We start from the raw sequence: 20,366 nt of genomic DNA, 5'->3' as shown, positions 1-20,366 counted from the left end.
ATAAAATAAATATAACAGGAGAAATTATCATGTCAGTAGAAGAAAAATTAAATCAAGCTAAAGGTTCTATTAAAGAAGGTGTTGGGAAAGCCATCGGTGATGAAAAAATGGAAAAAGAAGGAACAGCTGAAAAAGTTGTTTCTAAAGTAAAAGAAGTTGCTGAAGATGCCAAAGACGCTGTAGAAGGCGCTATCAATGGTGTTAAAAACATATTGAGTGGCGACAATAAATAAGGCTAAAAGTTACTTTATCTTTTTAGTAACATTAGTCAAAAGAGTCTGAGTCAAGATGATTCTCAGAAAACAAAAAGCTAGAGATTTCCAATTGCGGAACTCTAGCTTTTTAATTTTGCCTCTTTCTCTTATTATATTTCAGCAGGTTGTTGACCGTGAGTACGAATCCCATGTCAATTCTCACTTTACGTTTACCTCTCAGATAACATCTCTTATAACCCAAACAAACCTTTATCTGCCCAAAGACAGATTTCATATCAATCTTACGTTTAGCGAAAATTTGTCTACCCTTGGAAGATAAAAGTGCCTGATATTCTTTAGTTTTTAAACACTGGTAACGTTCATTCATATACAGACCCTTTTGAGGGGCTGATTCAGGTTCATCATCGCAGTCAACATTGATTTCAAGGCTTTTTCCTTTTTATCTCCCCTTCTTCATAATATATTTCCGTACAGGTTCTTCAACCATTTGAACGATTTCAAATCCTTCTTTTTGGTAAAGATTCTGAGCTCTTTGATTTGCCTCGTAGACATTTAGAGAAATACTATCTATATCTGCATTTTCAAAGGCCAAGCTAACAAATTTCCTTAAAGCCCGGCTACCAAATCCTTGCCCCTGTTTCTGGGGATTGATAAAAAATCTCCCGATATGAAGATTCTTGTCTTCTTGCCTGATTTTCTGGATAAGCCCCACAAACTCTTGTCCTTCAAAGATTGAAAAGATTCCTTCCAAATCTTGCAAAACTTGAATTGTCAAGGGAAAAGGAATCATTGTTCCCATCCATTGCTCTTGAAAGGATTTGCCAAGGGAGTTGGACCATTGGCATACGAGCTGAGCGTTTTCTGTGCTCACATTTTCTTCAAAACGAATTGTCATATTTTCCTCCCCATCTTATCTATGTTTCTACATTATACTACTTCTCCCATTTTTTACGAATAGATAAGTATGATTGATTTTTATTTTTTCTTGTCGGGAGTATTCTCGCTTCCTTTCTTGGTTTGGTCATTGACCGTTTTCCAGAGCAATCCATTATCCAACCTGCTAGTCACTGCGATTCCTGTCAGACTCGCTTGCGTCCCTTAGATTTGATTCCGATTCTCTCGCAGGTCTTCAATCGCTTTTGCTGTCGCTACTGCAAGGCTACTTATCCTGTCTGGTATGTCCTCTTTGAACTAGGCTTAGGACTCATCTTTCTGCTTTACTCTTGGGAATTACTTTCCTTGGGTCAAGTCATCCTAATCACTGCTGGCTTGACCTTGGGTATCTACGACTTTCGCCATCAGGAATATCCCTTACTGGTCTGGATGACTTTCCACCTAATCCTCATGGCTTCCTCTGGTTGGAATCTGGTCATGGTCTTCTTCCTTGTTCTTGGAATTTTGGCTCATTTTATCGATATCCGCATGGGCGCAGGGGATTTTCTCTTTCTTGCTTCTTGCGCTCTCGTCTTTAGCCCGACCGAATTACTGATCTTGATTCAGTTTGCTTCTGCGACGGGCATTCTGGCCTTTCTCCTGCAAAAGAAAAAGGAAAGACTTCCTTTCGTGCCTTTCCTCTTACTCGCTGCTTGTGTGATTATTTTTGGTAAGCTACTGCTTGTTTGATAAAGTCCTGAATCGGCTCTCCTTGGTGGAGAGCTTTTACGATTTTTGAACCGACGATAACGCCATCTGACACCGCATTGAAGCGTTCTACATCGGCTTGACTAGATACGCCAAAACCTGTCAAGACGGGGATGTCGGCCACTTGATGCAATTGTGCCAAGTGCTTGTCCAAATCTGCACGGTAATTTCCTGATTTTCCTGTCACCCCATTGATGGCAACGGCATAGACGAAGCCTTCTGCCCCCTTGATCAACTCTTTTTGGCGCTCAATTCCTGTAGTCAAACTAACTAGGGGAATCAAGGCAATGTCTGTATCTGCCAAATAAGGCTCCACAAAGTTAGCATGCTCATGAGGCAGATCTGGAATAATCAAGCCCTTAACTGCTGTATCTGCCAAATCTTTGACAAAGTTCTCCACACCGTACTGAAAGAGAGGGTTGAAGTAGGTCATAATGACAAGCGGAACTTCTGTTTGAATGGTTTTCAAGGTTTCAACCAAAGCCTGGGTAGAAGTTCCGCTAGCTAGACTGCGCAAGCCTGCTTCTTCGATCACGGGTCCATCTGCAACTGGATCTGAAAAGGGAATGCCCACTTCAATGGCAGAGACACCCAAATCTTCTAAAAAGTGGATTGTTTCAGCGAGTCCATCCAAACCTTTTTCATGGTCACCAGCCATGATATAGGGAACGAAAATTCCTTTTCCAGTTGCTTTTATAGCATTCAATTTTTCTGTTAGTGTCTTAGGCATGAGCTTCTCCCTTCTTTACTGCATCTGCTTCTAAGCGGTCCTTGACTTGAACCACATCCTTGTCCCCACGACCTGATAGACAGACAATCATGGATTTGTCTGGTCCAAGTTCTTTGGCCAATTTCACCGCAAAGGCGATGGCATGGCTAGATTCCAAGGCTGGGATAATCCCTTCCACACGAGACAAGAGTTGGAATCCTTCCAAGGCTTCCTCGTCAGTCACAGGAACATAGCTGGCACGTTTGATATCGTGGTAGTGAGAATGTTCAGGACCGATACCAGGATAGTCCAAACCTGCTGAGATAGAGAAGGCTTCAAGAATTTGACCATGGGCATCTTGGAGCACATCCATGAGAGAACCGTGAAGAACACCCGGACGACCCTTGGTCAAGGTAGCTGCATGGTGCTCCGTATCCACACCAAGTCCAGCCGCTTCAGCTCCATACATGGCTACTGACTCATCTTCTACAAAGGGATGGAAGAGCCCGATAGCATTAGAACCACCACCAACACAGGCCACTAGGGCATCTGGCAGATCTTGACCTGTCAAGTCACGGTACTGTTGTTTAGCTTCTCGACCAATAACGCTTTGGAAGTCACGAACGATTTCTGGGAATGGATGAGGTCCCAAGGCAGAACCAAGGATATAGTGGGTATCATCGATATTTGCTACCCATGAACGAAGGGCTGCATTGACCGCATCCTTGAGCACGCGCGAACCGTCTGTCACTGCCTCAACCTTAGCTCCCAAAAGCTCCATACGGAAGACATTGAGGGCTTGGCGTTTAACATCTTCCTCACCCATGTAGATGGTACATTCCATGTTAAAGAGGGCTGCAGCAGTTGCAGTGGCCACACCGTGCTGACCAGCACCTGTTTCAGCGATAATTTTCTTTTTACCCATGCGTTTAGCAAGCAAAACTTGTCCCAAGGCATTGTTAATCTTATGGGCACCTGTATGGTTGAGGTCTTCACGTTTAAGATAAATCTTGGCTCCGCCGATATGCTGAGTCAAATTTTTTGCATAGTAAAGCGGAGTTTCACGTCCCACATACTGGCGTAAGAGTTGGTTTAATTCCTCTTGGAAACTTGGATCTGCCTGACTTTCACGATAAGCCTTCTCCAACTCCAAAACTGCTGTCATCAATGTTTCTGGGACGAAACGTCCGCCGAATTTTCCGTAAAATCCATCTTTATTTGGTTCTTGATATGCCATTCTTTGCCCTCTCTATAAATCTTCTAATCTTTTCATGATCTTTTTGTCCATCTGTCTCCACTCCGCTTGATACATCTACTGCATAGGGAGTAAAGTGTTGAATTGCTTTTACAACATTATCTTCATTAAGCCCACCTGCGATAAAGAAAGGCTGAGTTAGTCCAATCGTATCCAGTTGAGCCCAGTCAAAGGTCTGGCCACTCCCTGCCACAGGAGCATCAAAGAGGAGATAGTCTGCCTGAGAATTGGGCACATGACCCTCTCCATCCACCTGCACAGCCTGAATGCTAGCACAAGGCAAATTCTCAAATAAATCATCTGCCACCTGACCGTGAACTTGAACCAAGTCCAAGCCAACTTTGTCAATGACTTCTAGCAGTTCTGCCCGACTTGGTGAAACAAATACACCAACCTTTTTCACATCTGCAGGAATGAGCTTTGCCAACTCAGCAGCCTGATCCAAGGTCACCTGTCTTTTACTAGGTGCAAAGACAAAACCGATGTAGTCTGCTCCTGCTGAAACGGCTGTTTCCACCGCTTCTTTGGTCGATAGTCCACAAATTTTAACCTTTGTCAATCTGCAACTCCTTGATTCTCTGAGCTACATCTTCTGCCTGCATGAGAGCTGTCCCTACTAAAATTCCGTTAAAGTATGGCGCTACTCGTTCCGCATCCTGCCCTGTGAAAATAGCAGATTCGGAAATGTAGAAGCAAGCATCCTTGAAATGTTTAGCCAAATCTACACTGGTCTGCAAGTCAACTTCAAAGGTGGTCAAGTTGCGGTTATTGACCCCGATAATCTGGGCGCCAAGTCTGTGGGCCACCTCTAGTTCAGCTAGATTGTGAGTTTCCACCAAGACTTCCAGACCAAGTTCTGTCGCATAGTCATACAGTTCCTTGAGGCGTTCTTCGGACAAGGCTGCCACAATGAGCAGGATGACTGTTGCACCTGCATTGCGGGCACGGATGATTTGCTTTTCATCGATGATAAAGTCCTTGTTGAGTGTCGGAATGTTTACCTGACTGGAAATCTCCCGCAGATAATCCAAATGTCCTTTAAAGAAAACCTCATCTGTCAAAACCGAAATCATCACTGCGCCGTTCGCTTCATAAGTCTGGGCCTGTTGCACAATATCCACATCGAGATTGATATCTCCCAGACTAGGGCTAGCTTTCTTGACTTCAGCGATTACCTGCAAGCGGTCTTGATGATTTTTCAAAAAGTCAGCCAAGCGATAGGTCTGGCGCAGGGGCTGGATTTCCTCCAGCTCCATCTGCTCAACCTCACGCGCCTTTTGCTCCAAGATTCGTGCTAAAAATTCCTGACTCATTTTTGGTACTCCTGTAACAGTCTGAGTTTTTCAAGAGCCTTGCCACTAGCAATGACTTGACGAGCTAAGGCAACTCCATCCTTGATATTATCTACCTTACCATTAGCATAGAAACCAAGACCAGCATTTAAAACTGTCGTTTCCAAGAATGGACTTGGTTCATTTTTAAGAACGCTGAGCAAAATTTCTGCATTTTCCTGAGCATTGCCACCACGGATATCTTCGATAGCGTAGCGCTCCATCCCCAAATCCTCTGGAGTAAAGCTTGACAAGGTGATTTCGCCATTCTCAAGAAGTGCAATCTTGGTTGTTCCATTCAAACCAGCTTCATCCAATCCTTCTGGCCCAGCAACCACGATGGCACGTTTACGACCCATGTTTTTCAAAACCTGAGCTGTACTTTCTAGAAGTTCTGGACGACTAATTCCAAGAAGCTGTGTTTCCAAAGCCATTGGGTGAATCAGTGGACCAGTCAAGTTCATGATCGTTGGAATTCCCAATTCCAAACGAGCTGGCATGATGTATTTCATTGCTGGGTGCATATTTTTAGCAAAGAGAAAGACGATGCCAGTTTTATCAAAGACCTTACCTAGTTCAGCTGGTTTGAGGTCTAGGTTGATGCCCAAGGCTTCTAGGACATCTGCAGAACCAGATTTAGAAGAAATCGAGCGGTTACCATGTTTGGCCATGTGAACACCACCACCAGCCAAGACAAAGGCTGCAGTTGTGGAGATGTTAAAGCTGAAAGACTTGTCCCCACCTGTACCACAGTTGTCCATGGCATCATGAATTTCAGTTGGAATATGTTGGGCATGCCCTCTCATGACTTGGGCAATGGCTGTGCGTTCTTCAGGTGTTTCCCCCTTCATCTTAAGAGCCAAAAGGAGAGAAGCAATCTGCGCTTCCGTTACACGCCCAGTTACGATACGCTCAATGACATCCGTCATTTCCACACCTGATAAATTTTCAAATTTTGCTAGTTTTTCAATAATCTCTTTCATCCTAGTTTCCTCACTTTACAACCTTCTCGATAAAATTCCGAATAGAAGACAAGCCATCTGGCGTTCCGATACTCTCTGGATGGTACTGGAAGCCATAAATCGGTAGGTTTTTGTGTTGAATCCCCATGATGGCTTGGTCATCAGTCGAACGAGCTGTCACTTCAAATTCTTCTGGCATTTCCTCAATTAAAATACTGTGGTAACGCATGACCGCACGTCCATCCTCAATGCCTTGATACAAAACAGATGGCGCTTCAAAGCGGATATTGCTCTGTTTCCCATGCATGACTTTGGGAGCCAAACCTAACTTACCACCAAAGACTTCTGCAATGGCTTGGTGACCCAAACAAATCCCTAAAATCGGCTTCTTGCCAGCAAAATCACGAATCATGTCTTCCATCTTTCCAGCATCAACTGGCCAACCAGGACCAGGAGAAAAGACCAGACCATCTGCTTTTTCAGCTTCTTCATACAGCTTGGGATCATCATTTCTCAAAACCTGCACTTCTGCAAAATTCCCAATGTACTGCGCCAAGTTATAGGTAAAAGAATCATAGTTGTCAATCAATAAAATCATGGTCTTAGTTCTCCAATTCTAGTCATAGATTTAGCTTTGTTAATGGTTTCTTGGTATTCGTTTTGGGCGATGGAGTCATAGACAATCCCTGCCCCAGCCTGCACATAGGCTGTTTGATTTTTGAGAATCATAGTTCGGATGGCAATGGCAAAATCCATATCACCCGTCGCAGACAAGTAGCCGATTGCTCCTGCGTATACGCCCCGTTTTTCTGTTTCCAGTTCATAGATGCGTCTCATCGCTCGAATCTTAGGTGCTCCTGACACTGTTCCAGCTGGAAGTGTTGCTTTCAAGGCATCCATGGCAGTGAGTTCTGGAAGCAAACGCCCCTTGACCACACTGGTCAAATGCATGACATAACGGAAGAGCTCCACTTCCATATACTTAGTGACTTGGACACTGGCCGTTTCAGAAATGCGGCCAATATCGTTACGTCCCAAGTCTACCAACATCCTATGTTCTGCTGTTTCCTTCTCATCCGAAAGTAGGTCTGTCGCCAAAGCCTTGTCTTCTTCATCCGTAGCTCCTCTTGGTCGTGTCCCTGCAATCGGATTGGTTGTCACGATGCCATTTTTGACAGAAACCAAACTTTCTGGACTGGCACCGATGATTTGATAATCCCCAAAGTCATAGAAATAAAGGTAATTAGAAGGATTAGTCACGCGGAGATTTCTGTAGAAGTCAAATGGATTTCCAGTAACTTCTGCTGAGAAGCGCTGACTGAGCACGCATTGGAACATATCGCCATTACGAATCAAGTCACGAGCTGTTTCCACCATTTCCTCAAACTTCTGAGGAGCGATATGGGGTTTGAAGTCTAACGGAGATAGATCCAAGTCTTCAAATTCATTTGGAGCAGGAATGCGTAATTCCTCAAGCACTTGATTCAAGGCTTCTTCCAAGTCTTCTTGACTTCGCTCACTATAGAGAGTATCCTCGATGACATGGATTTTCTCCTTCTTGTGGTCAAAGACCATGTAACTCTCATAGACGAAGAAATGCATGTCTGGCGTTCCAATTGTATCCTCAGGGATTTGACCAATTTCTTCATAAAGCGAAATCATATCGTAACCAACAAAACCAATTGCCCCACCACCAAAAGGTAGATCTGAATGGTGCTGGCTCTTATGAGTCACTTCATAAAGGAAATCTAAGGGATCCTGATCAATCTCTTGACCATTTTGATAAAGAACTCCATTTTCAAACTTAATCTCAAAAACTGGATTATAGGCTAAGATAGAAAAACGAGCTGTTTCCTTGTCTCTCGGAATACTTTCTAAAATAACCTTGTGTTGCCCCTGTAGGCGCATATAAGCCAAGATTGGTGATAAGACATCTCCATGAATGATTCGTTCCATTGTATTTCCCTTTCAGTTCCTTTTTTTAATTTTTTATCTTTTTCTATTTCCCTTAAATAGTGCGGACGGGAGGTAAAATTATCCAGTGGATGATTTTAGAAATCCATTAAATGAAAGACCTAATTTTTGAGCTCCTCGCTCATTCATTTCTAGGCTCAGGCTAAAATAGTTCCCCGAACTATTTTACTCTCAAAAATTCCGTCCTAGAGAAGCATCTTTGCTTCTCTAGGATACCACTATGGCGGGAAATAGCTTTTAGAAACTCACTTCGTTCGTAAATATTCTATAACGACCTATTTATTGAAAATATTTAAAAAATTAATCGCAATATCTGCGGTAAATATATAAAAATCCCCACGCAAAATAACTTGCGTGAGGACGAAATTCGCGGTGCCACCTCAATTATAGGATTTCTCCTATCTCTCATTCCTGTCTTAGAAAGATTCTGTAACAGGCTGTGCGATAAAGGGCACTCCCTTGAGAATTATGTTTTCTTCTCTCGTTTCAGATGGCCCCAACCTTACAGCTTTCTCTGCTTGTTTCCAGCAACCACAAGCTCTCTGTGAGAGAAAAGACTGTAATTTTTCCATCTATTATTTTTTAGCTTCTAGGTAGTCCGCAATTGCAGCTACATCCTTGTCTCCACGACCAGAGACATTGATGATGATAATGTCGTCTTTACTTAGTTTCGGTGCACGTTTAACTGCTTCTGCGATAGCGTGCGAACTTTCAATCGCCGGGATAATTCCTTCAGTCTTGCTGAGAAGGAGGAGAGCCTGAACAGCTTCTTCATCCGTCGCTGCAACATATTCTACGCGACCTGAATCTTTGAAGTAGGCGTGTTCTGGGCCAACCCCTGGATAGTCCAATCCAGCTGAGATAGAGTAAACTGGAGCTAGTTCTCCATCTTCCTTAAAGACTGCATAAGTCTTCATACCATCAACAATTCCGATACTACCTTTTGTCATAGTAGCTGCGTGCTTGTCTGTATCAAGTCCGTGACCAGCAGCTTCAACCCCAACCAATTTAACTTCTTCATCAGCCACATACTGAGAAAAAGCACCGATGGCATTAGAGCCACCACCTACACAGGCAATAACGTAGTCTGGTAAACGACCTTCTTTTTCTAAGATTTGACGGCGAGATTCTTCACTGATGACCTTTTGGAACTCGTGGACAATTGTAGGATATGGGTGAGGACCTACAGCAGATCCCAGAACATAGAAGGCTTCAAGGTCATTCATCCATGCTCCAAAGGCTGCATCGACCGCATCCTTGAGAGTTCGTGTCCCCGTTTCAACTGCGTGAACAGTTGCTCCCATCATCTCCATACGGAAAACATTGAGACGTTGACGTTCCACATCCTCTGCTCCCATGTAGACATCACAGGCCATCCCAAACTTGGCTGCAGCCGCTGCTGTCGCAACACCGTGCTGACCAGCTCCTGTTTCTGCAATCACTCGTTTTTTGCCCATACGTTTGGCCAAAAGAATTTGTCCTAAAACATTGTTGAGCTTGTGAGAACCAAGGTGGTTAAGATCTTCACGTTTGAGATAAATCTTAGCTCCACCTAGGTGTTCTGTCAAACTTTCCGCAAAATAGAGCGGTGTTTCACGACCTGAATAGTCCTTCAAGTAATGACGAAATTCTGCCAAAAACTCTGGATCATCCTTGTATTTTTCAAAAGTCACTTCCAACTCATCCAACAAAGCCTGAATCGGCTCCGGTACGAAACTACCACCAAATTGTCCAAAATAACCTTTAGTTGTCATAAAATTTTCCTCTTTCTGTATTGATTTCAAGATATGAAAAAAGCCCACACACAGAATATACTTCCATGTGAGGGCGTTGGTAACGCGGTGCCACCTCAATTATAAAGGGACTATTCCCCTTTACATCTCTGTCTTGTCTAACAACAAGTTGCACTGTAAGGTGTGCGCACCGAATTTTCATTGTTTCAAATTCATTTTTAAAATCAGCCCACTTTCACTACTTCCAACCACCTGTTCACAATCACCACAGGCTCCCTGAAGATCAAAAATAGTTACTTTTCTGATTTGTTGAACTTATTTTAATACTTTGTTTTTTCTTTGTCAAGACTTTTTTACGATTTTTTTGATAAAGCTAGCACTTTTTCAGAAACTGTTTTGAAAGTCTCAATGATATAGTCCACTTCTTCATCGCTTAATTTAGTGTGAAGAGGGAGCGTAATTTCATTTTCAAAGAAGGCATAGGCCTTAGGATAATTCGCCATATCAAAGCCAAGATTCTTATAGGCTGTTAAGAGTGGAAGCGGTTTATAGTGTACGTTACTTGCAATTCCTGCTTTGGCCAATTCTTGGATGATGAGGTTGCGTTCTTCTAGGCTTGCTCCTTCTACATGGGTGATGTAGAGGTGGCGTGAAGATTCGACACTATCAGTCTTGTGTGCCAATGGACGAATGCGAGAACCTGCAAAACCTCGATCATAGCGGTCCACAATGTCCTTACGACGTTGTAGTAAACCAGGATAGCGGTCCAATTGTACCAAACCAAGTGAAGCCATGATATCAGTCATGTTGCACTTGTAGGCTGGTGTAACGATATCGTATTCCCATGAGCCCAGTTGCATCTTAGCAAGGGCATCCTTAGTTTGTCCGTGAAGGGAAAGAATTTGGAATTCCTTGTACATTTCTTCGTCATCAATCGCTGGATTGGCTTTCCAAGTGGCACTTCCACCTTCTGCAGTTGTAAAGTTCTTAACGGCGTGGAATGAGAAGGAAGTAAAGTCAGCGATAGAACCAGCCGGTTGACCCTTGTAAGTTGATCCCAAAGCGTGGGCACTATCAGAGACAATCACGATACGGTTAAAGGCCTGTTGCCACTTGCTTGAAGCAGCAAAAAGGTCGCGTTTCTTCTCCACAACTTGGAACAAACGGTCATAATCGCAAACAATCCCTGCAAGTTCTACTGGGATAATCACTTTAGTCTTTTCAGTGATAGCTTGCTCAAGCAAGTCATAGTCCATTTCAAAAGTATCTGCTTGGATATCCACCATGACAGGGGTCGCCCCTACGTGAGTGATGACACTACATGAAGCTGTATAAGTCATAGCTGGAACGATGACTTCATCTCCAGGACCCACTTCAAGCACACGTAAAATCAACTCAAGCGCGGCAGTCGCAGAGTTAAGACAGACAGTCTTGGGCGTCTGTGTGTATTGAGACAAGCGACGCTCCAGTTCTTTTGTCTTAGGACCTGTTGTAATCCAACCAGAACGCAGGGTATCCGCTACTTCAGCAATTTCAGCTTCGGTGATATCGGGTGGTGAAAATGGAATATTGTAATTTGGCATTGATTTGCTCCTTTTGTCTGTACTCATTTTCTTATGACTACTTTATTTTAGCACTTCAAACACGGTTTGAAACATGATTTTGATGTCTCCAAGGAAACTAAATTCTCGGAGATAAGAAAGGTTATAGCGCATCTTTTCAGGAAGGACGTGTTCGACATAGGCTTGGTCAACCGACAGACCTTTCTCCGTCATTTGACTGATAATAGTGTCCTCATCCTTGTAGTTGATGCTGGCTGGAGAGGTAATCCCTGCTGGTAAAAGCAAGGTTGCCATCATTTCAGGGCTATACTGCTCTGTGTAACGAGGCACTTCAGGACGCGTCCCTACAAAGGACATCTCACCTTTAAGAACATTGACCAACTGAGGCAGTTCGTCCAAACGCACACGGCGGATGAAATTACCAACCTTGGTTATACGACTATCGTTAGCAGAAGTCACCAGACTTCCTTTTTTATCCGCATCCGTCACCATGGTACGGAACTTCCAAATCTTGAACCGACGGTTATACTGGGTCACGCGCTCTTGCTTGTAAATAACTGGCCCCTTGCTATCCAACTTGATCCAAATGCTCAAGATGAGAAAGATGGGAGAGGTCAGAACCAGTACAACCAAGGCCAAAACCCAGTCCAAACAACGCTTGAAAATCAGCGAACCCTTCCTTTTAGAGACAAGCTGGTAGTAAGACTCAACCTCGCTTGATTTCATTTCCACGGGCAAGTCTTCCCATTTCAGCATGCTGTTTCTCCTTTGTTTTTATTATACTATTTGTCAACATTTTTCATTATACCACAAAATGGAAAAGGCGGTGAAAGAAATCTGTAATTTGAAGGATTTCCTTCTTATACTAAAAAGTATTAGGACATGACCCCGGCCTGCAAGCTATACATCTTGTGGTAGGTTCCACCCAAAGCCAAGAGTTCCTCATGGGTTCCACTCTCGATAATGCGCCCCTTGTCCAATACGTAGATACAGTTGGCGTCTTGGATAGTAGAAAGACGGTGAGCAATGGCAATGGTTGTTCGCCCCTGTCTCATCTTAGCCAGAGAAGCTTGAACCAGACTTTCTGTTTCAGAGTCAATATTGGCTGTCGCTTCATCCAAAATCAGAATTTTAGGCTGACTGGCGACTGTTCTAGCAAAAGCAAGAAGCTGACGCTGACCAGTAGAGAAGCTCGAACCACGCTCAGAAACAGGGGAATCATAACCCTGAGGAAGTTCTTGAATAAAGGAATCTGCATCCACGAAGGCTGCTGCAGCCTGGACCTGGTCATCACTGATCTCTTGGTACATGGCGATATTGGACTTAATGGTCCCATGATAGAGGAAGGGATCCTGCAAGACCAGACCGATGTTTTTTCTCAGCTCTTCCTGACTGTAGTTCCTGATATCCACATCATCCAAGAGAACTCGCCCTGACTGGAATTCATAAAAGCGCATGAGGACATTGATAATCGAAGATTTCCCAGAACCTGTATGCCCTACAAAAGCTATGGTTTCACCCTTATTAACAGAGAAAGAAATGTCATCCAGAATCGGATGTTTGCCATCATATGAGAAGCACACATGTTCAAACTGGATATTGCCTTCTTTGACTTTAGCCTGCCCATTTTTTTGATGAGGCTCATAGGTCCTCTCGTCAATCAAGGCAAAGACACGACCTGCAGAAACCATAGACGTTTGCAGGGTTGAAAAGTTTTGCGTCACTTCAATCAAGGGATCAAAGAGACGATTGATGTACTGGATAAAGGCATACATGGTTCCTGCCGTTATTCCCAGATAAAGTCCACGATAGCCAAAATAGGCCATCAAGACAGCATAGCCTAGAAGTTTCAGCAAACTCATGGCAGGGCGCAAAAAGAGGGCATCCAAGGCTACAGAACGGTTGGCATAGACCAAGTGTTCTTGGTTGATTTCATCAAACTCTGACTGTAGGCGCTTCTCTTGATTAAAGGCCTGGATTATTCTGATTCCCTCGATGTTTTCAGCCAGCTTGCTATTGATATCTGACAAGAGACTTCTGGTTTTCTCAATGATTTTCACTGATTTTTTCCGATAGAGACTGACCAAAAGGAAAATCAAGGGGAGAAAGAGCAAGACTAATGCTGTCAAACGAAAATCCAACACCAACATGGTATAAAGGGTTGTCAGAAAGATGAAAACTGCTGAAATAAAGCTGGATAAAATCCCTGAAAACATATCACTAATAGTCTCGGTGTCATTTGTCAAACGAGAGACAATAGAGCCTGCTGGCGTCTTGTCAAAGTAAGACATGCCCAGCTTCTCCATATTGGCAAAGGCATCGCGACGAATATCTCTGACAATACTGTAGGACACCCGTGCAAAGAGAAGATTTCCGACATACTGAACCAGAGTTTGTAGGATATAAAGGCCATAGTAGACCAGCAAAACGGTCACAGCGAGCTGGTTAAAATTGCTGAGATACTGGTCGATAAAGTGGGAAGCCACAAGGGGAATGACACTTTTGATGACCGTCGTCGCTAGGAGAAAGCTGAGTGCCAAAAAGGTCAGGAGGCCGTAAGGCTTGAGATAAGACATCAAGCGCTTCAATACAGTCCATTGTTCTTGTTTATTCTGCATCTTCTTCTCCTTTCATTTCCAGCTGCTGAGACTGGTAGGTTTGAGCATACCAGCCATCCAAAGCTAGCAAGTCTTCGTGTCTGCCTCGTTCGATGATTTGACCATTTTGCAGGACTAAAATCAAATCTGCATGGACAACTGCACTCAGGCGATGAGCCGTAATAATGGTTGTCTTGTCCTTTCGCGTCTCCTTGAGGTTGTCGATAATCGCATACTCTGTCTTGGCATCCACGGCCGACAAAGAATCATCCAAAATCAAGATATCAGGGTCTAAAATCATCGCCCGACTCATGGCCAGACGCTGCTTTTGACCACCAGAAAGACTGACTCCTTTTTCACCAATCAACGTATCAAATCCTTGAGGCATGTCTACAATGTCTTGGTAAACTTGAGCTAGCTTCGTCGCTTCCTCGACCGCTGAAAGGGGCAAGTTAGGATTGCCAAAGCGGATATTATCTAAAATTGAAGTCGCAAAGAGAAACTGGTCCTGAGGGACGTAGCCCATGAGACTACGAAGGTCTGTCAAACGGTAGTCACGAATATCGTGACCGTTTAGATAAATGGCTCCCTTATCCACATCGTATTCACGCAAGAGGAGTTTAATCAAGGACGTTTTCCCAGAGCCTGTCTGACCAACTAATCCCAATGTTTGCCCTTTTTCCAAACTAAAGTGAACATTTGTCAGTGTTTCCTCATTTTCAAATGCAAAACTATCAATGGCATACTGCAAGCGCCCATTTTCAATACTGTCTAGAGGAAACTCAGGGTCTTGTACAGGTGATTCCTGAGACAAAAGTTCCTCAATCCGCTGGTAGGAAACTTTCCCTCGCTGAGTAATATTAAAGAGGAAGCCGATGGCCATAAGAGGCCAAACCAGCATATCCAAATAACTGATAAAAGTGACCAGATTACCAACCGTAATTTGCCCTTTCTGAACCATCAAGGAGCCTACCAAGAGCGTTAAAACATAGGAGGAACCAACAAATAAGAGAACCATAGGGTCAAAGAGACTATCGTATTTCATGGTTTGCAGGTTCTTTTGGAAGGTCAATTCATTGACTGTCTGAAAGGACTTGAGCTCGTCCGCCTGGTAACCGAAAGACTTGGTCACTTTGATACCTGATACAGACTCCTGCACCTTGTTATTGAGTTCAGAAAAGGCAGCCTGTGATTCGCCAAAAGCCTTGTGGGTCTTTCTCCCTAGACGACTGGTCGCATAAGCCATGAAAGGCAGGGGTAGAATGGCAACCAAGGTCATTTGCCATGAAATGCTAAAGAGCATGGTCATCAAGGTCACTAAAGCCGTGATAGAGGCATCCACGGCAGACATAACACCACCCCCTGCCAGACGCGTTAGGGCATTGATATCATTGGTTGCGTGTGCCATCAGGTCCCCCGTCCGGTAGGTTTGATAAAAAGCTGGAGACATTTTTGTGAAATGTTCAAATAAGCGAGAGCGCATAATCTGTCCCAAACGGTAGGAAGTCCCAAGGATATACATACGCCAAACATAGCGCAGATAGTACATCCCAAAGGCTGAAAGAAGCAAGTAAAATAGGGCAAGAAGGAGGTCCTGCTGGGTTAATTGCCCCGATGTGATGGCATCAATGACCCTCCCCATAACCATTGGGGGAATGAGGTTGAGGACGGAAACCAAGACCAGAGCCACAATCCCGACTAAATAACGGCGTTTTTCTAACTTGAAAAACCACCAAAGTTTTTGAATAATGGACATAACATCCCTTTCTGATTGCAAATAGAAACCTGAGGCCAAGACCCCAGGTTTTTCTTATTCATAGGTTACGACTGTGACCGCACCCTTGTCATACTCAGCGATAAAGATATTGGCTACATTGTCATGCCCTTGCTTGCTGAGGTTATCAAGCAACCACTCTTCGTTACGACCAATCGACTCCAAAACATCGACTTGTATCACACCGTCAGTCACAACTGGATACTTAGGATTTTCATCTCCCATTTGGACCACGATGAGTTGGCCATTTTGCTCCTGCACAGCTCGTTTGACCTGCTTCATCTGGAAAATTCCTTGGCTACGAAGTTTGAGGGCTACTTCCGCTGCAGACAAACCAACTGAACGACAGGCTTCTGGGTCAATCTGACCATTTTTGATGAGGAGAGTTGGCTTACCATCAATCAAGCGTTTGACAAAATGAACATTGTTACTAAGCCACTTGAGGGTCAAAACCAAAATCGTCCACATCATCAAAATCACTGCGTACTGGAGAATGCTAATAGAACTATTGTAAATCACCCCACCGATAATACCACCGAGAACATAGTTCTGAATTTGGTCTGTCGCAGAGTTAGGCGCCAGATTTCCCTTTCCTGTCACATTGATAACAAAAACAAGCGAGAAAAGACCCAAGGCCAGTTTGATTAAAATTTCCATATAATTGAGTGTCATTTGTTTACCTCCACCAATTCAATAGCGTCTGTTTGATGCAATTCTAATTTCTCTAAAAGATACTTGTCTGGTTGGCTCCCGTTCATGGCACGATAGAAATTTGAACCTACCTTGATAAGTGCTCCATCAGTGGCTGCAGAAGTATTGACATAAACTTCTGATTTATCCACTCCCAAGTCTTTGGAAACAACCTCTATGAAATGAAGTGAAGTTTGAAATTGGTTGTTAGAGGCTTGATTGGTCTGGTATTTTGAGATTGTCACCAAAAGCATGGCCACCAAGGTCAAGGCCAAAATCATGACCAATTCCCGAAACTTAGTCCCCTTTTTATCTCGATAGGCTTTAAAAGCAAAAAATCCTGTGATAGCTAGGAGCACAATCCCAAAGCCAATCATCATTCCATTTTGCTGACTGATTTGGCTAAGTACATAGTCATATGAGTAAAATTTCATTTATTTTCACTCCCTTTCATAAAATCATTCTTAATTATAAACGAAAGAGAGTGATTTTTCAAGCCATACGTTGGGGAAATGGACTTATCAGACCAACTTCTCAAACTAATGACTCCAGTAGCTATTTCAAGATTCTGATTTTGATAATTGATATGAATAAACACCAGGCATCAACACCACAAGTAGAAGTGTCAAGAAAAACACCCAGTAAACATATAGTTGAACAAAGGAATTTAGAAACAATAACAATCCTCCTAATACCCAAATTTTTCCAGCTAGACGATGCGTTTTTCTCCAGTTTTCATCATTCTCCAAGGTCCACGGTAGTCGAATACCGATTATATAATTTCGGTGTGTTTTTGGTAGATAATTTCCAATTACGATCATCACGACTCCCATAAAAATCTGAGCTAGTAGCCCACTCATCATGGAATAACCCAAAGATTCTCCGAAGATAGAAATCATTAATAGACAAGATACAAAGGGAATAATCCAGTAAATCAAAACTTGTATTTTTGAACTGATATTGCTAGATTTAGGATCCTTAATCATTAAAAATAGAAGCAACCAATGCATCAAAAGCATGAGAGTAGGTAATCCAAAGATAGCAGACATTTTATGATTGTAGCCATCCGCTTGCCCCAGTAGATTAAAATGAGTGGGTATCTCCTCTGGTAATTGATTCCAGAAAACACAACCTACAAGGGAAGGTAGTAGGATGAGAATGCTCGTAAATAATACCAATTTCTTATTGATTTTTATCTTCATCAAAATGATCTCCTTTCAGATCTGCTAGCCAAACCATTATATCCTCTAAAACCGATGTATTTAACTCATAATAAATAAAGTTTTTTTCTTTCATTTCATGAATCAAATCCGCTGCTTTCAAAATCGTGAGATGGTGTGAAATAGTTGCACCTGTCAACTCGAATTGACTGGCAATTTCTCCTGCAGATAATCTACCTGCTTTGAGTAAATTTAAAATCTCTCTCCTAACTGGATGAGATAAAGCTTTAAAACTATTTGCAAAACTCATAATGACTCCTTTCCCTTTGTAATATTAGTAGGGCTAGGAATAAGCAAGGTAGAACTGATAGCATTCCGGTCGGTGATGGGCCTAAAATCAAGAGGCTTGAAACTTTTTCTCCTGGTAATTGGAAGAGTAACCCAAGACCTGCAGTTGCATTGATTGCCCCATGAAATAGGGCTGAAGCCCAGATAGAGCCTGTCTTTTCCAACAACCAGCTTAACAATATTCCTAGGCTAAAACAAAATAGAAACATGGCGACAACTCCCAAAACAGGATAAGCAAAATAAGATATTCCATAATTATAGCCTTGTAAATTGATTGGTAAATGCCATAGACTCCAAATGAGAGCAAGCAAGACATGAGTCTGGACTATTGAAAAGCGTCCTCTTAGAGCTGGGTAAAGATAGCCACGCCAACCAATTTCCTCCCCCAATGCAAAGAAACTATTAAGAAAAGGAGCGTAGGTCAAACTAGCTAAGATTTGAATCAAGGCCAAGAAAGATAAGGGAATGGCTGATTGAGAGACACCTTTTTCTTGTAAGATGGCTTGAATAGATTCAAAACCAAGGCTGAAATTGCTAGGGAATACAAGAAAATAAAGTCCCGCTCCTAAAAAACTGATGACTGCTGGTAACCAGATAGCTAGTAAGTAAAAGCGCCAGTTCCTCTTGAGATTCACAACTAATTTAAATTTGATTCCACTAGGTTGATTCGTGATTTTCCCTAAAATAAAGACTGCAAGTGCAGGCATCCACATGGCTACAATACTAGCAAGTTGACTCCATGGAGAATTTAGACCAACACCACTTAGCCATAGTGCCAACCATATTATCCAAGCAAGGGCATAAGCCAAGACTACAAAGAGAAGGCTTGTTCTCTTATTTGACATATTTGTACACTTCACTTTCTATTTAGATGTTTTTCTAAATAACATTATACACCTTTCCATTCTAAACACAAGATCTATTTAGATTTTTTTCTAAATAGTTTAGGAAATTTTTATTTTCTCAGGATAAAGTCTAAAGAGTAGTTTTCAAACCATACGTTGGGGAAATAGACCTTTTTTTGGTATAATAAAATCTATAATCTGAATGAAAAAGGTAACTTTATGAAACTTATCTCATGGAATATTGATTCCCTCAATGCTGCCCTAACGAGTGACACAGCTCGTGCTAAATTGTCCCAAGAAGTCCTACAAACCTTGGTCGCTGAAAATGCTGATGTCATTGCTATCCAAGAAACCAAGCTTTCTGCCAAAGGGCCTACAAAGAAACACTTGGAAATTTTAGAAGAACTCTTCCCAGGCTACGAAAACACGTGGCGCTCTTCTCAAGAACCTGCCCGTAAAGGCTATGCTGGTACCATGTTCCTCTACAAGAAAGAACTCACACCAACTATCAGCTTCCCAGAAATCGGTGCCCCTTCTACCATGGACTTGGAAGGCCGTATCATCACGCTAGAATTTGATGATTTTTTCGTAACGCAAGTTTACACTCCAAACGCTGGCGATGGTCTCAAACGCTTGGAAGAACGCCAAGTCTGGGATGTCAAATATGCTGAGTACTTGGCTGAATTAGACAAAGAAAAACCAGTCCTTGCAACCGGTGACTACAATGTAGCCCACAATGAAATCGACCTTGCAAATCCTGCCAGCAACCGCCGTTCACCAGGATTTACAGACGAGGAACGTGCTGGATTTACCAACCTCTTGGCAACTGGATTTACCGATACTTTCCGTCATGTTCACGGCGATGTTCCAGAACGCTACACTTGGTGGGCACAGCGCAGCAAGACTTCTAAAATCAACAATACAGGCTGGAGAATCGACTACTGGCTGACAAGCAACCGCGTGGCTGACAAGGTCACTAAATCTGATATGATTGACTCAGGTGCTCGCCAAGACCACACACCCATTGTCATGGAGATTGAACTCTAAGGAGAAAGCGAATGGACTATCAAGCTGTCATTCCTGAATTTGTAGTATCTGACATCGAAAAATCACGCCACTTCTACTGCGACCTGCTAGGATTCTCTGTCGAATACGAGCGTCCAGAGGAGAAATTTCTCTTCCTCTCGCTTGAAGACTGCCAACTTATGCTAGAAGAAGGCAGCGCAGAAGAATTAGCTCAGCTGACCTATCCTTTCGGGTGCGGTGTCAATATTTCCTTTGGCATTGCAGATGTTCCTCAGCTCCACCAAAAACTGCTGGAAGCTGACTATCCTATCCATCGTCCCCTGACAAAAAGAGAATTTCGAGTAGGAGATAGCTTTATATATCCTCATGAATTTGCAGTTTTGGATCCAGATGGCTATTTTTTAAGATTTAGCGAATAGAAACATAAAGACTGAAGAAAAAGGCATATTGTCAGGTCTTGAAGAAACTTGATAATATGTCTTTTATGATGAAAAAATCTTCTAATACTCTTCGAAAATCAAATTCAAACCACGTCAGCGTCGCC

The 20,366-nt window shown here is 42.9% G+C and carries 22 protein-coding genes, 1 pseudogene and 2 other annotated features; of the genes and pseudogenes, 4 read left to right on the top strand and 19 right to left on the bottom strand.

Annotated features, from left to right (window positions below):
• The first annotated feature begins 29 nt into the window (after window positions 1–29).
• Complete coding sequence (locus SK608_RS02900; protein WP_033676468.1) at window positions 30–233, top strand: CsbD family protein; 204 nt, start codon at window positions 30–32, stop codon at window positions 231–233.
• 109 nt (window positions 234–342) lie between these two features.
• Here the strand turns inward: SK608_RS02900 and SK608_RS02895 are convergent.
• Both SK608_RS02895 and SK608_RS02890 read right to left on the bottom strand, forming a co-directional pair.
• Window positions 343–639, bottom strand: a pseudogene (locus SK608_RS02895) (transposase); the annotation flags it as partial.
• A 15-nt stretch (window positions 640–654) separates the two neighbouring features.
• Window positions 655–1,110, bottom strand: a complete 456-nt coding sequence (locus tag SK608_RS02890; RefSeq protein ID WP_033676464.1) for a GNAT family N-acetyltransferase — start codon at window positions 1,108–1,110, stop codon at window positions 655–657.
• A gap of 122 nt (window positions 1,111–1,232) precedes the next feature.
• Between SK608_RS02890 and SK608_RS02885 the strand changes: the two genes are divergently transcribed.
• Window positions 1,233–1,838: a prepilin peptidase gene (locus SK608_RS02885; RefSeq protein ID WP_050489911.1), complete on the top strand. Its 606-nt coding sequence runs from the start codon at window positions 1,233–1,235 to the stop codon at window positions 1,836–1,838.
• On the opposite strand, the gene trpA is transcribed toward SK608_RS02885, so the two are convergent.
• From trpA to SK608_RS02795, 17 genes are all read right to left on the bottom strand, one after another.
• A complete protein-coding gene (trpA, locus tag SK608_RS02880; protein WP_033676459.1) occupies window positions 1,810–2,586 on the bottom strand; it encodes a tryptophan synthase subunit alpha in 777 nt (258 codons plus the stop codon). The two genes, SK608_RS02885 and trpA, sit on opposite strands and share 29 nt — an antisense overlap.
• On the bottom strand, window positions 2,579–3,802 hold the full coding sequence (gene trpB / locus SK608_RS02875) for a tryptophan synthase subunit beta (protein WP_033676456.1): 1,224 nt from the start codon (window positions 3,800–3,802) through the stop codon (window positions 2,579–2,581). Before trpB (SK608_RS02875) ends, trpA begins: the two co-directional genes overlap by 8 nt.
• Window positions 3,780–4,379, bottom strand: coding sequence for a phosphoribosylanthranilate isomerase (locus SK608_RS02870; RefSeq protein ID WP_033676454.1), 600 nt, complete (start codon window positions 4,377–4,379; stop codon window positions 3,780–3,782). The genes trpB (SK608_RS02875) and SK608_RS02870 overlap by 23 nt, the downstream gene beginning before the upstream one ends.
• A complete protein-coding gene (gene trpC, locus SK608_RS02865) occupies window positions 4,366–5,133 on the bottom strand; it encodes an indole-3-glycerol phosphate synthase TrpC (protein WP_033676452.1) in 768 nt (255 codons plus the stop codon). The genes SK608_RS02870 and trpC overlap by 14 nt, the downstream gene beginning before the upstream one ends.
• Window positions 5,130–6,134, bottom strand: coding sequence for an anthranilate phosphoribosyltransferase (trpD, locus tag SK608_RS02860; RefSeq protein WP_033676450.1), 1,005 nt, complete (start codon window positions 6,132–6,134; stop codon window positions 5,130–5,132). The genes trpC and trpD overlap by 4 nt, the downstream gene beginning before the upstream one ends.
• A 10-nt stretch (window positions 6,135–6,144) precedes the next feature.
• The gene (locus SK608_RS02855) at window positions 6,145–6,711 is read right to left on the bottom strand and encodes an aminodeoxychorismate/anthranilate synthase component II (RefSeq protein ID WP_033676448.1); all 567 of its coding nucleotides are present in this window, start codon (window positions 6,709–6,711) and stop codon (window positions 6,145–6,147) included.
• On the bottom strand, window positions 6,708–8,069 hold the full coding sequence (trpE, locus tag SK608_RS02850) for an anthranilate synthase component I (RefSeq protein WP_033676445.1): 1,362 nt from the start codon (window positions 8,067–8,069) through the stop codon (window positions 6,708–6,710). The genes SK608_RS02855 and trpE overlap by 4 nt, the downstream gene beginning before the upstream one ends.
• A 371-nt stretch (window positions 8,070–8,440) precedes the next feature.
• Window positions 8,441–8,667 (bottom strand) — a binding site (T-box leader).
• Entirely contained in the window at window positions 8,663–9,841 is a 1,179-nt protein-coding gene (gene trpB / locus SK608_RS02840) for a tryptophan synthase subunit beta (RefSeq protein ID WP_033676443.1), read from the bottom strand. (Overlaps the previous feature by 5 nt.)
• Window positions 9,842–9,907: 66 nt before the next feature.
• Window positions 9,908–10,133: a binding site (T-box leader), on the bottom strand.
• A 40-nt stretch (window positions 10,134–10,173) separates the two neighbouring features.
• Window positions 10,174–11,403 (bottom strand): DegT/DnrJ/EryC1/StrS family aminotransferase, encoded by a 1,230-nt coding sequence (locus SK608_RS02835; protein ID WP_033676440.1) that lies wholly within the window; start codon window positions 11,401–11,403, stop codon window positions 10,174–10,176.
• Between the two features lie 42 nt (window positions 11,404–11,445).
• Complete coding sequence (locus tag SK608_RS02830; protein ID WP_033676439.1) at window positions 11,446–12,138, bottom strand: sugar transferase; 693 nt, start codon at window positions 12,136–12,138, stop codon at window positions 11,446–11,448.
• 119 nt (window positions 12,139–12,257) lie between these two features.
• Window positions 12,258–14,000 (bottom strand): ABC transporter ATP-binding protein, encoded by a 1,743-nt coding sequence (locus SK608_RS02825; RefSeq protein ID WP_033676437.1) that lies wholly within the window; start codon window positions 13,998–14,000, stop codon window positions 12,258–12,260.
• Window positions 13,990–15,735 (bottom strand): ABC transporter ATP-binding protein, encoded by a 1,746-nt coding sequence (locus tag SK608_RS02820; protein ID WP_033676434.1) that lies wholly within the window; start codon window positions 15,733–15,735, stop codon window positions 13,990–13,992. The genes SK608_RS02825 and SK608_RS02820 overlap by 11 nt, the downstream gene beginning before the upstream one ends.
• A 54-nt stretch (window positions 15,736–15,789) precedes the next feature.
• On the bottom strand, window positions 15,790–16,425 hold the full coding sequence (locus SK608_RS02815; RefSeq protein ID WP_000174458.1) for a DUF421 domain-containing protein: 636 nt from the start codon (window positions 16,423–16,425) through the stop codon (window positions 15,790–15,792).
• The gene (locus SK608_RS02810) at window positions 16,422–16,877 is read right to left on the bottom strand and encodes a DUF3290 family protein (protein WP_000675343.1); all 456 of its coding nucleotides are present in this window, start codon (window positions 16,875–16,877) and stop codon (window positions 16,422–16,424) included. Before SK608_RS02810 ends, SK608_RS02815 begins: the two co-directional genes overlap by 4 nt.
• Window positions 16,878–17,003: 126 nt before the next feature.
• Complete coding sequence (locus SK608_RS02805) at window positions 17,004–17,645, bottom strand: SdpI family protein (protein ID WP_082242398.1); 642 nt, start codon at window positions 17,643–17,645, stop codon at window positions 17,004–17,006.
• A complete protein-coding gene (locus tag SK608_RS02800) occupies window positions 17,626–17,913 on the bottom strand; it encodes an autorepressor SdpR family transcription factor (protein WP_000006509.1) in 288 nt (95 codons plus the stop codon). The genes SK608_RS02805 and SK608_RS02800 overlap by 20 nt, the downstream gene beginning before the upstream one ends.
• Entirely contained in the window at window positions 17,897–18,796 is a 900-nt protein-coding gene (locus SK608_RS02795; protein ID WP_033676432.1) for a CPBP family intramembrane glutamic endopeptidase, read from the bottom strand. Before SK608_RS02795 ends, SK608_RS02800 begins: the two co-directional genes overlap by 17 nt.
• A 219-nt stretch (window positions 18,797–19,015) precedes the next feature.
• Here SK608_RS02795 and SK608_RS02790 point away from each other — a divergent pair, with 219 nt between their 5' ends.
• Together SK608_RS02790 and SK608_RS02785 are read left to right on the top strand one after the other, a co-directional pair.
• On the top strand, window positions 19,016–19,843 hold the full coding sequence (locus SK608_RS02790; protein WP_033676430.1) for an exodeoxyribonuclease III: 828 nt from the start codon (window positions 19,016–19,018) through the stop codon (window positions 19,841–19,843).
• An 11-nt stretch (window positions 19,844–19,854) separates the two neighbouring features.
• Complete coding sequence (locus tag SK608_RS02785; RefSeq protein ID WP_033676428.1) at window positions 19,855–20,241, top strand: bleomycin resistance protein; 387 nt, start codon at window positions 19,855–19,857, stop codon at window positions 20,239–20,241.
• The last annotated feature ends 125 nt before the right edge of the window (window positions 20,242–20,366 follow it).

This window comes from Streptococcus mitis subsp. hohhotensis, assembly GCF_000722775.1.
Classification (GTDB): domain Bacteria; phylum Bacillota; class Bacilli; order Lactobacillales; family Streptococcaceae; genus Streptococcus; species Streptococcus carlssonii.
This window is presented reverse-complemented; position numbering and strand designations above follow the sequence as displayed.

Excerpts from the sequence above, each read along its gene's own strand:
- SK608_RS02835 (WP_033676440.1), bottom strand. The coding sequence starts at position 11,403 with ATGCCAAATTACAATATTCCATTTTCACCACCCGATATCACCGAAGCT.
- trpA (WP_033676459.1), bottom strand. The coding sequence starts at position 2,586 with ATGCCTAAGACACTAACAGAAAAATTGAATGCTATAAAAGCAACTGGA.
- SK608_RS02795 (WP_033676432.1), bottom strand. The coding sequence starts at position 18,796 with ATGTCAAATAAGAGAACAAGCCTTCTCTTTGTAGTCTTGGCTTATGCC.
- SK608_RS02790 (WP_033676430.1), top strand. The coding sequence starts at position 19,016 with ATGAAACTTATCTCATGGAATATTGATTCCCTCAATGCTGCCCTAACG.
- SK608_RS02785 (WP_033676428.1), top strand. The coding sequence starts at position 19,855 with ATGGACTATCAAGCTGTCATTCCTGAATTTGTAGTATCTGACATCGAA.
- SK608_RS02815 (WP_000174458.1), bottom strand. The coding sequence starts at position 16,425 with ATGACACTCAATTATATGGAAATTTTAATCAAACTGGCCTTGGGTCTT.
- SK608_RS02800 (WP_000006509.1), bottom strand. The coding sequence starts at position 17,913 with ATGAGTTTTGCAAATAGTTTTAAAGCTTTATCTCATCCAGTTAGGAGA.
- SK608_RS02810 (WP_000675343.1), bottom strand. The coding sequence starts at position 16,877 with ATGAAATTTTACTCATATGACTATGTACTTAGCCAAATCAGTCAGCAA.
- trpB (WP_033676456.1), bottom strand. The coding sequence starts at position 3,802 with ATGGCATATCAAGAACCAAATAAAGATGGATTTTACGGAAAATTCGGC.
- SK608_RS02820 (WP_033676434.1), bottom strand. The coding sequence starts at position 15,735 with ATGTCCATTATTCAAAAACTTTGGTGGTTTTTCAAGTTAGAAAAACGC.
- trpB (WP_033676443.1), bottom strand. The coding sequence starts at position 9,841 with ATGACAACTAAAGGTTATTTTGGACAATTTGGTGGTAGTTTCGTACCG.
- SK608_RS02855 (WP_033676448.1), bottom strand. The coding sequence starts at position 6,711 with ATGATTTTATTGATTGACAACTATGATTCTTTTACCTATAACTTGGCG.
- SK608_RS02825 (WP_033676437.1), bottom strand. The coding sequence starts at position 14,000 with ATGCAGAATAAACAAGAACAATGGACTGTATTGAAGCGCTTGATGTCT.
- SK608_RS02890 (WP_033676464.1), bottom strand. The coding sequence starts at position 1,110 with ATGACAATTCGTTTTGAAGAAAATGTGAGCACAGAAAACGCTCAGCTC.
- SK608_RS02830 (WP_033676439.1), bottom strand. The coding sequence starts at position 12,138 with ATGCTGAAATGGGAAGACTTGCCCGTGGAAATGAAATCAAGCGAGGTT.
- trpE (WP_033676445.1), bottom strand. The coding sequence starts at position 8,069 with ATGGAACGAATCATTCATGGAGATGTCTTATCACCAATCTTGGCTTAT.
- trpC (WP_033676452.1), bottom strand. The coding sequence starts at position 5,133 with ATGAGTCAGGAATTTTTAGCACGAATCTTGGAGCAAAAGGCGCGTGAG.
- SK608_RS02805 (WP_082242398.1), bottom strand. The coding sequence starts at position 17,645 with ATGAAGATAAAAATCAATAAGAAATTGGTATTATTTACGAGCATTCTC.
- trpD (WP_033676450.1), bottom strand. The coding sequence starts at position 6,134 with ATGAAAGAGATTATTGAAAAACTAGCAAAATTTGAAAATTTATCAGGT.
- SK608_RS02900 (WP_033676468.1), top strand. The coding sequence starts at position 30 with ATGTCAGTAGAAGAAAAATTAAATCAAGCTAAAGGTTCTATTAAAGAA.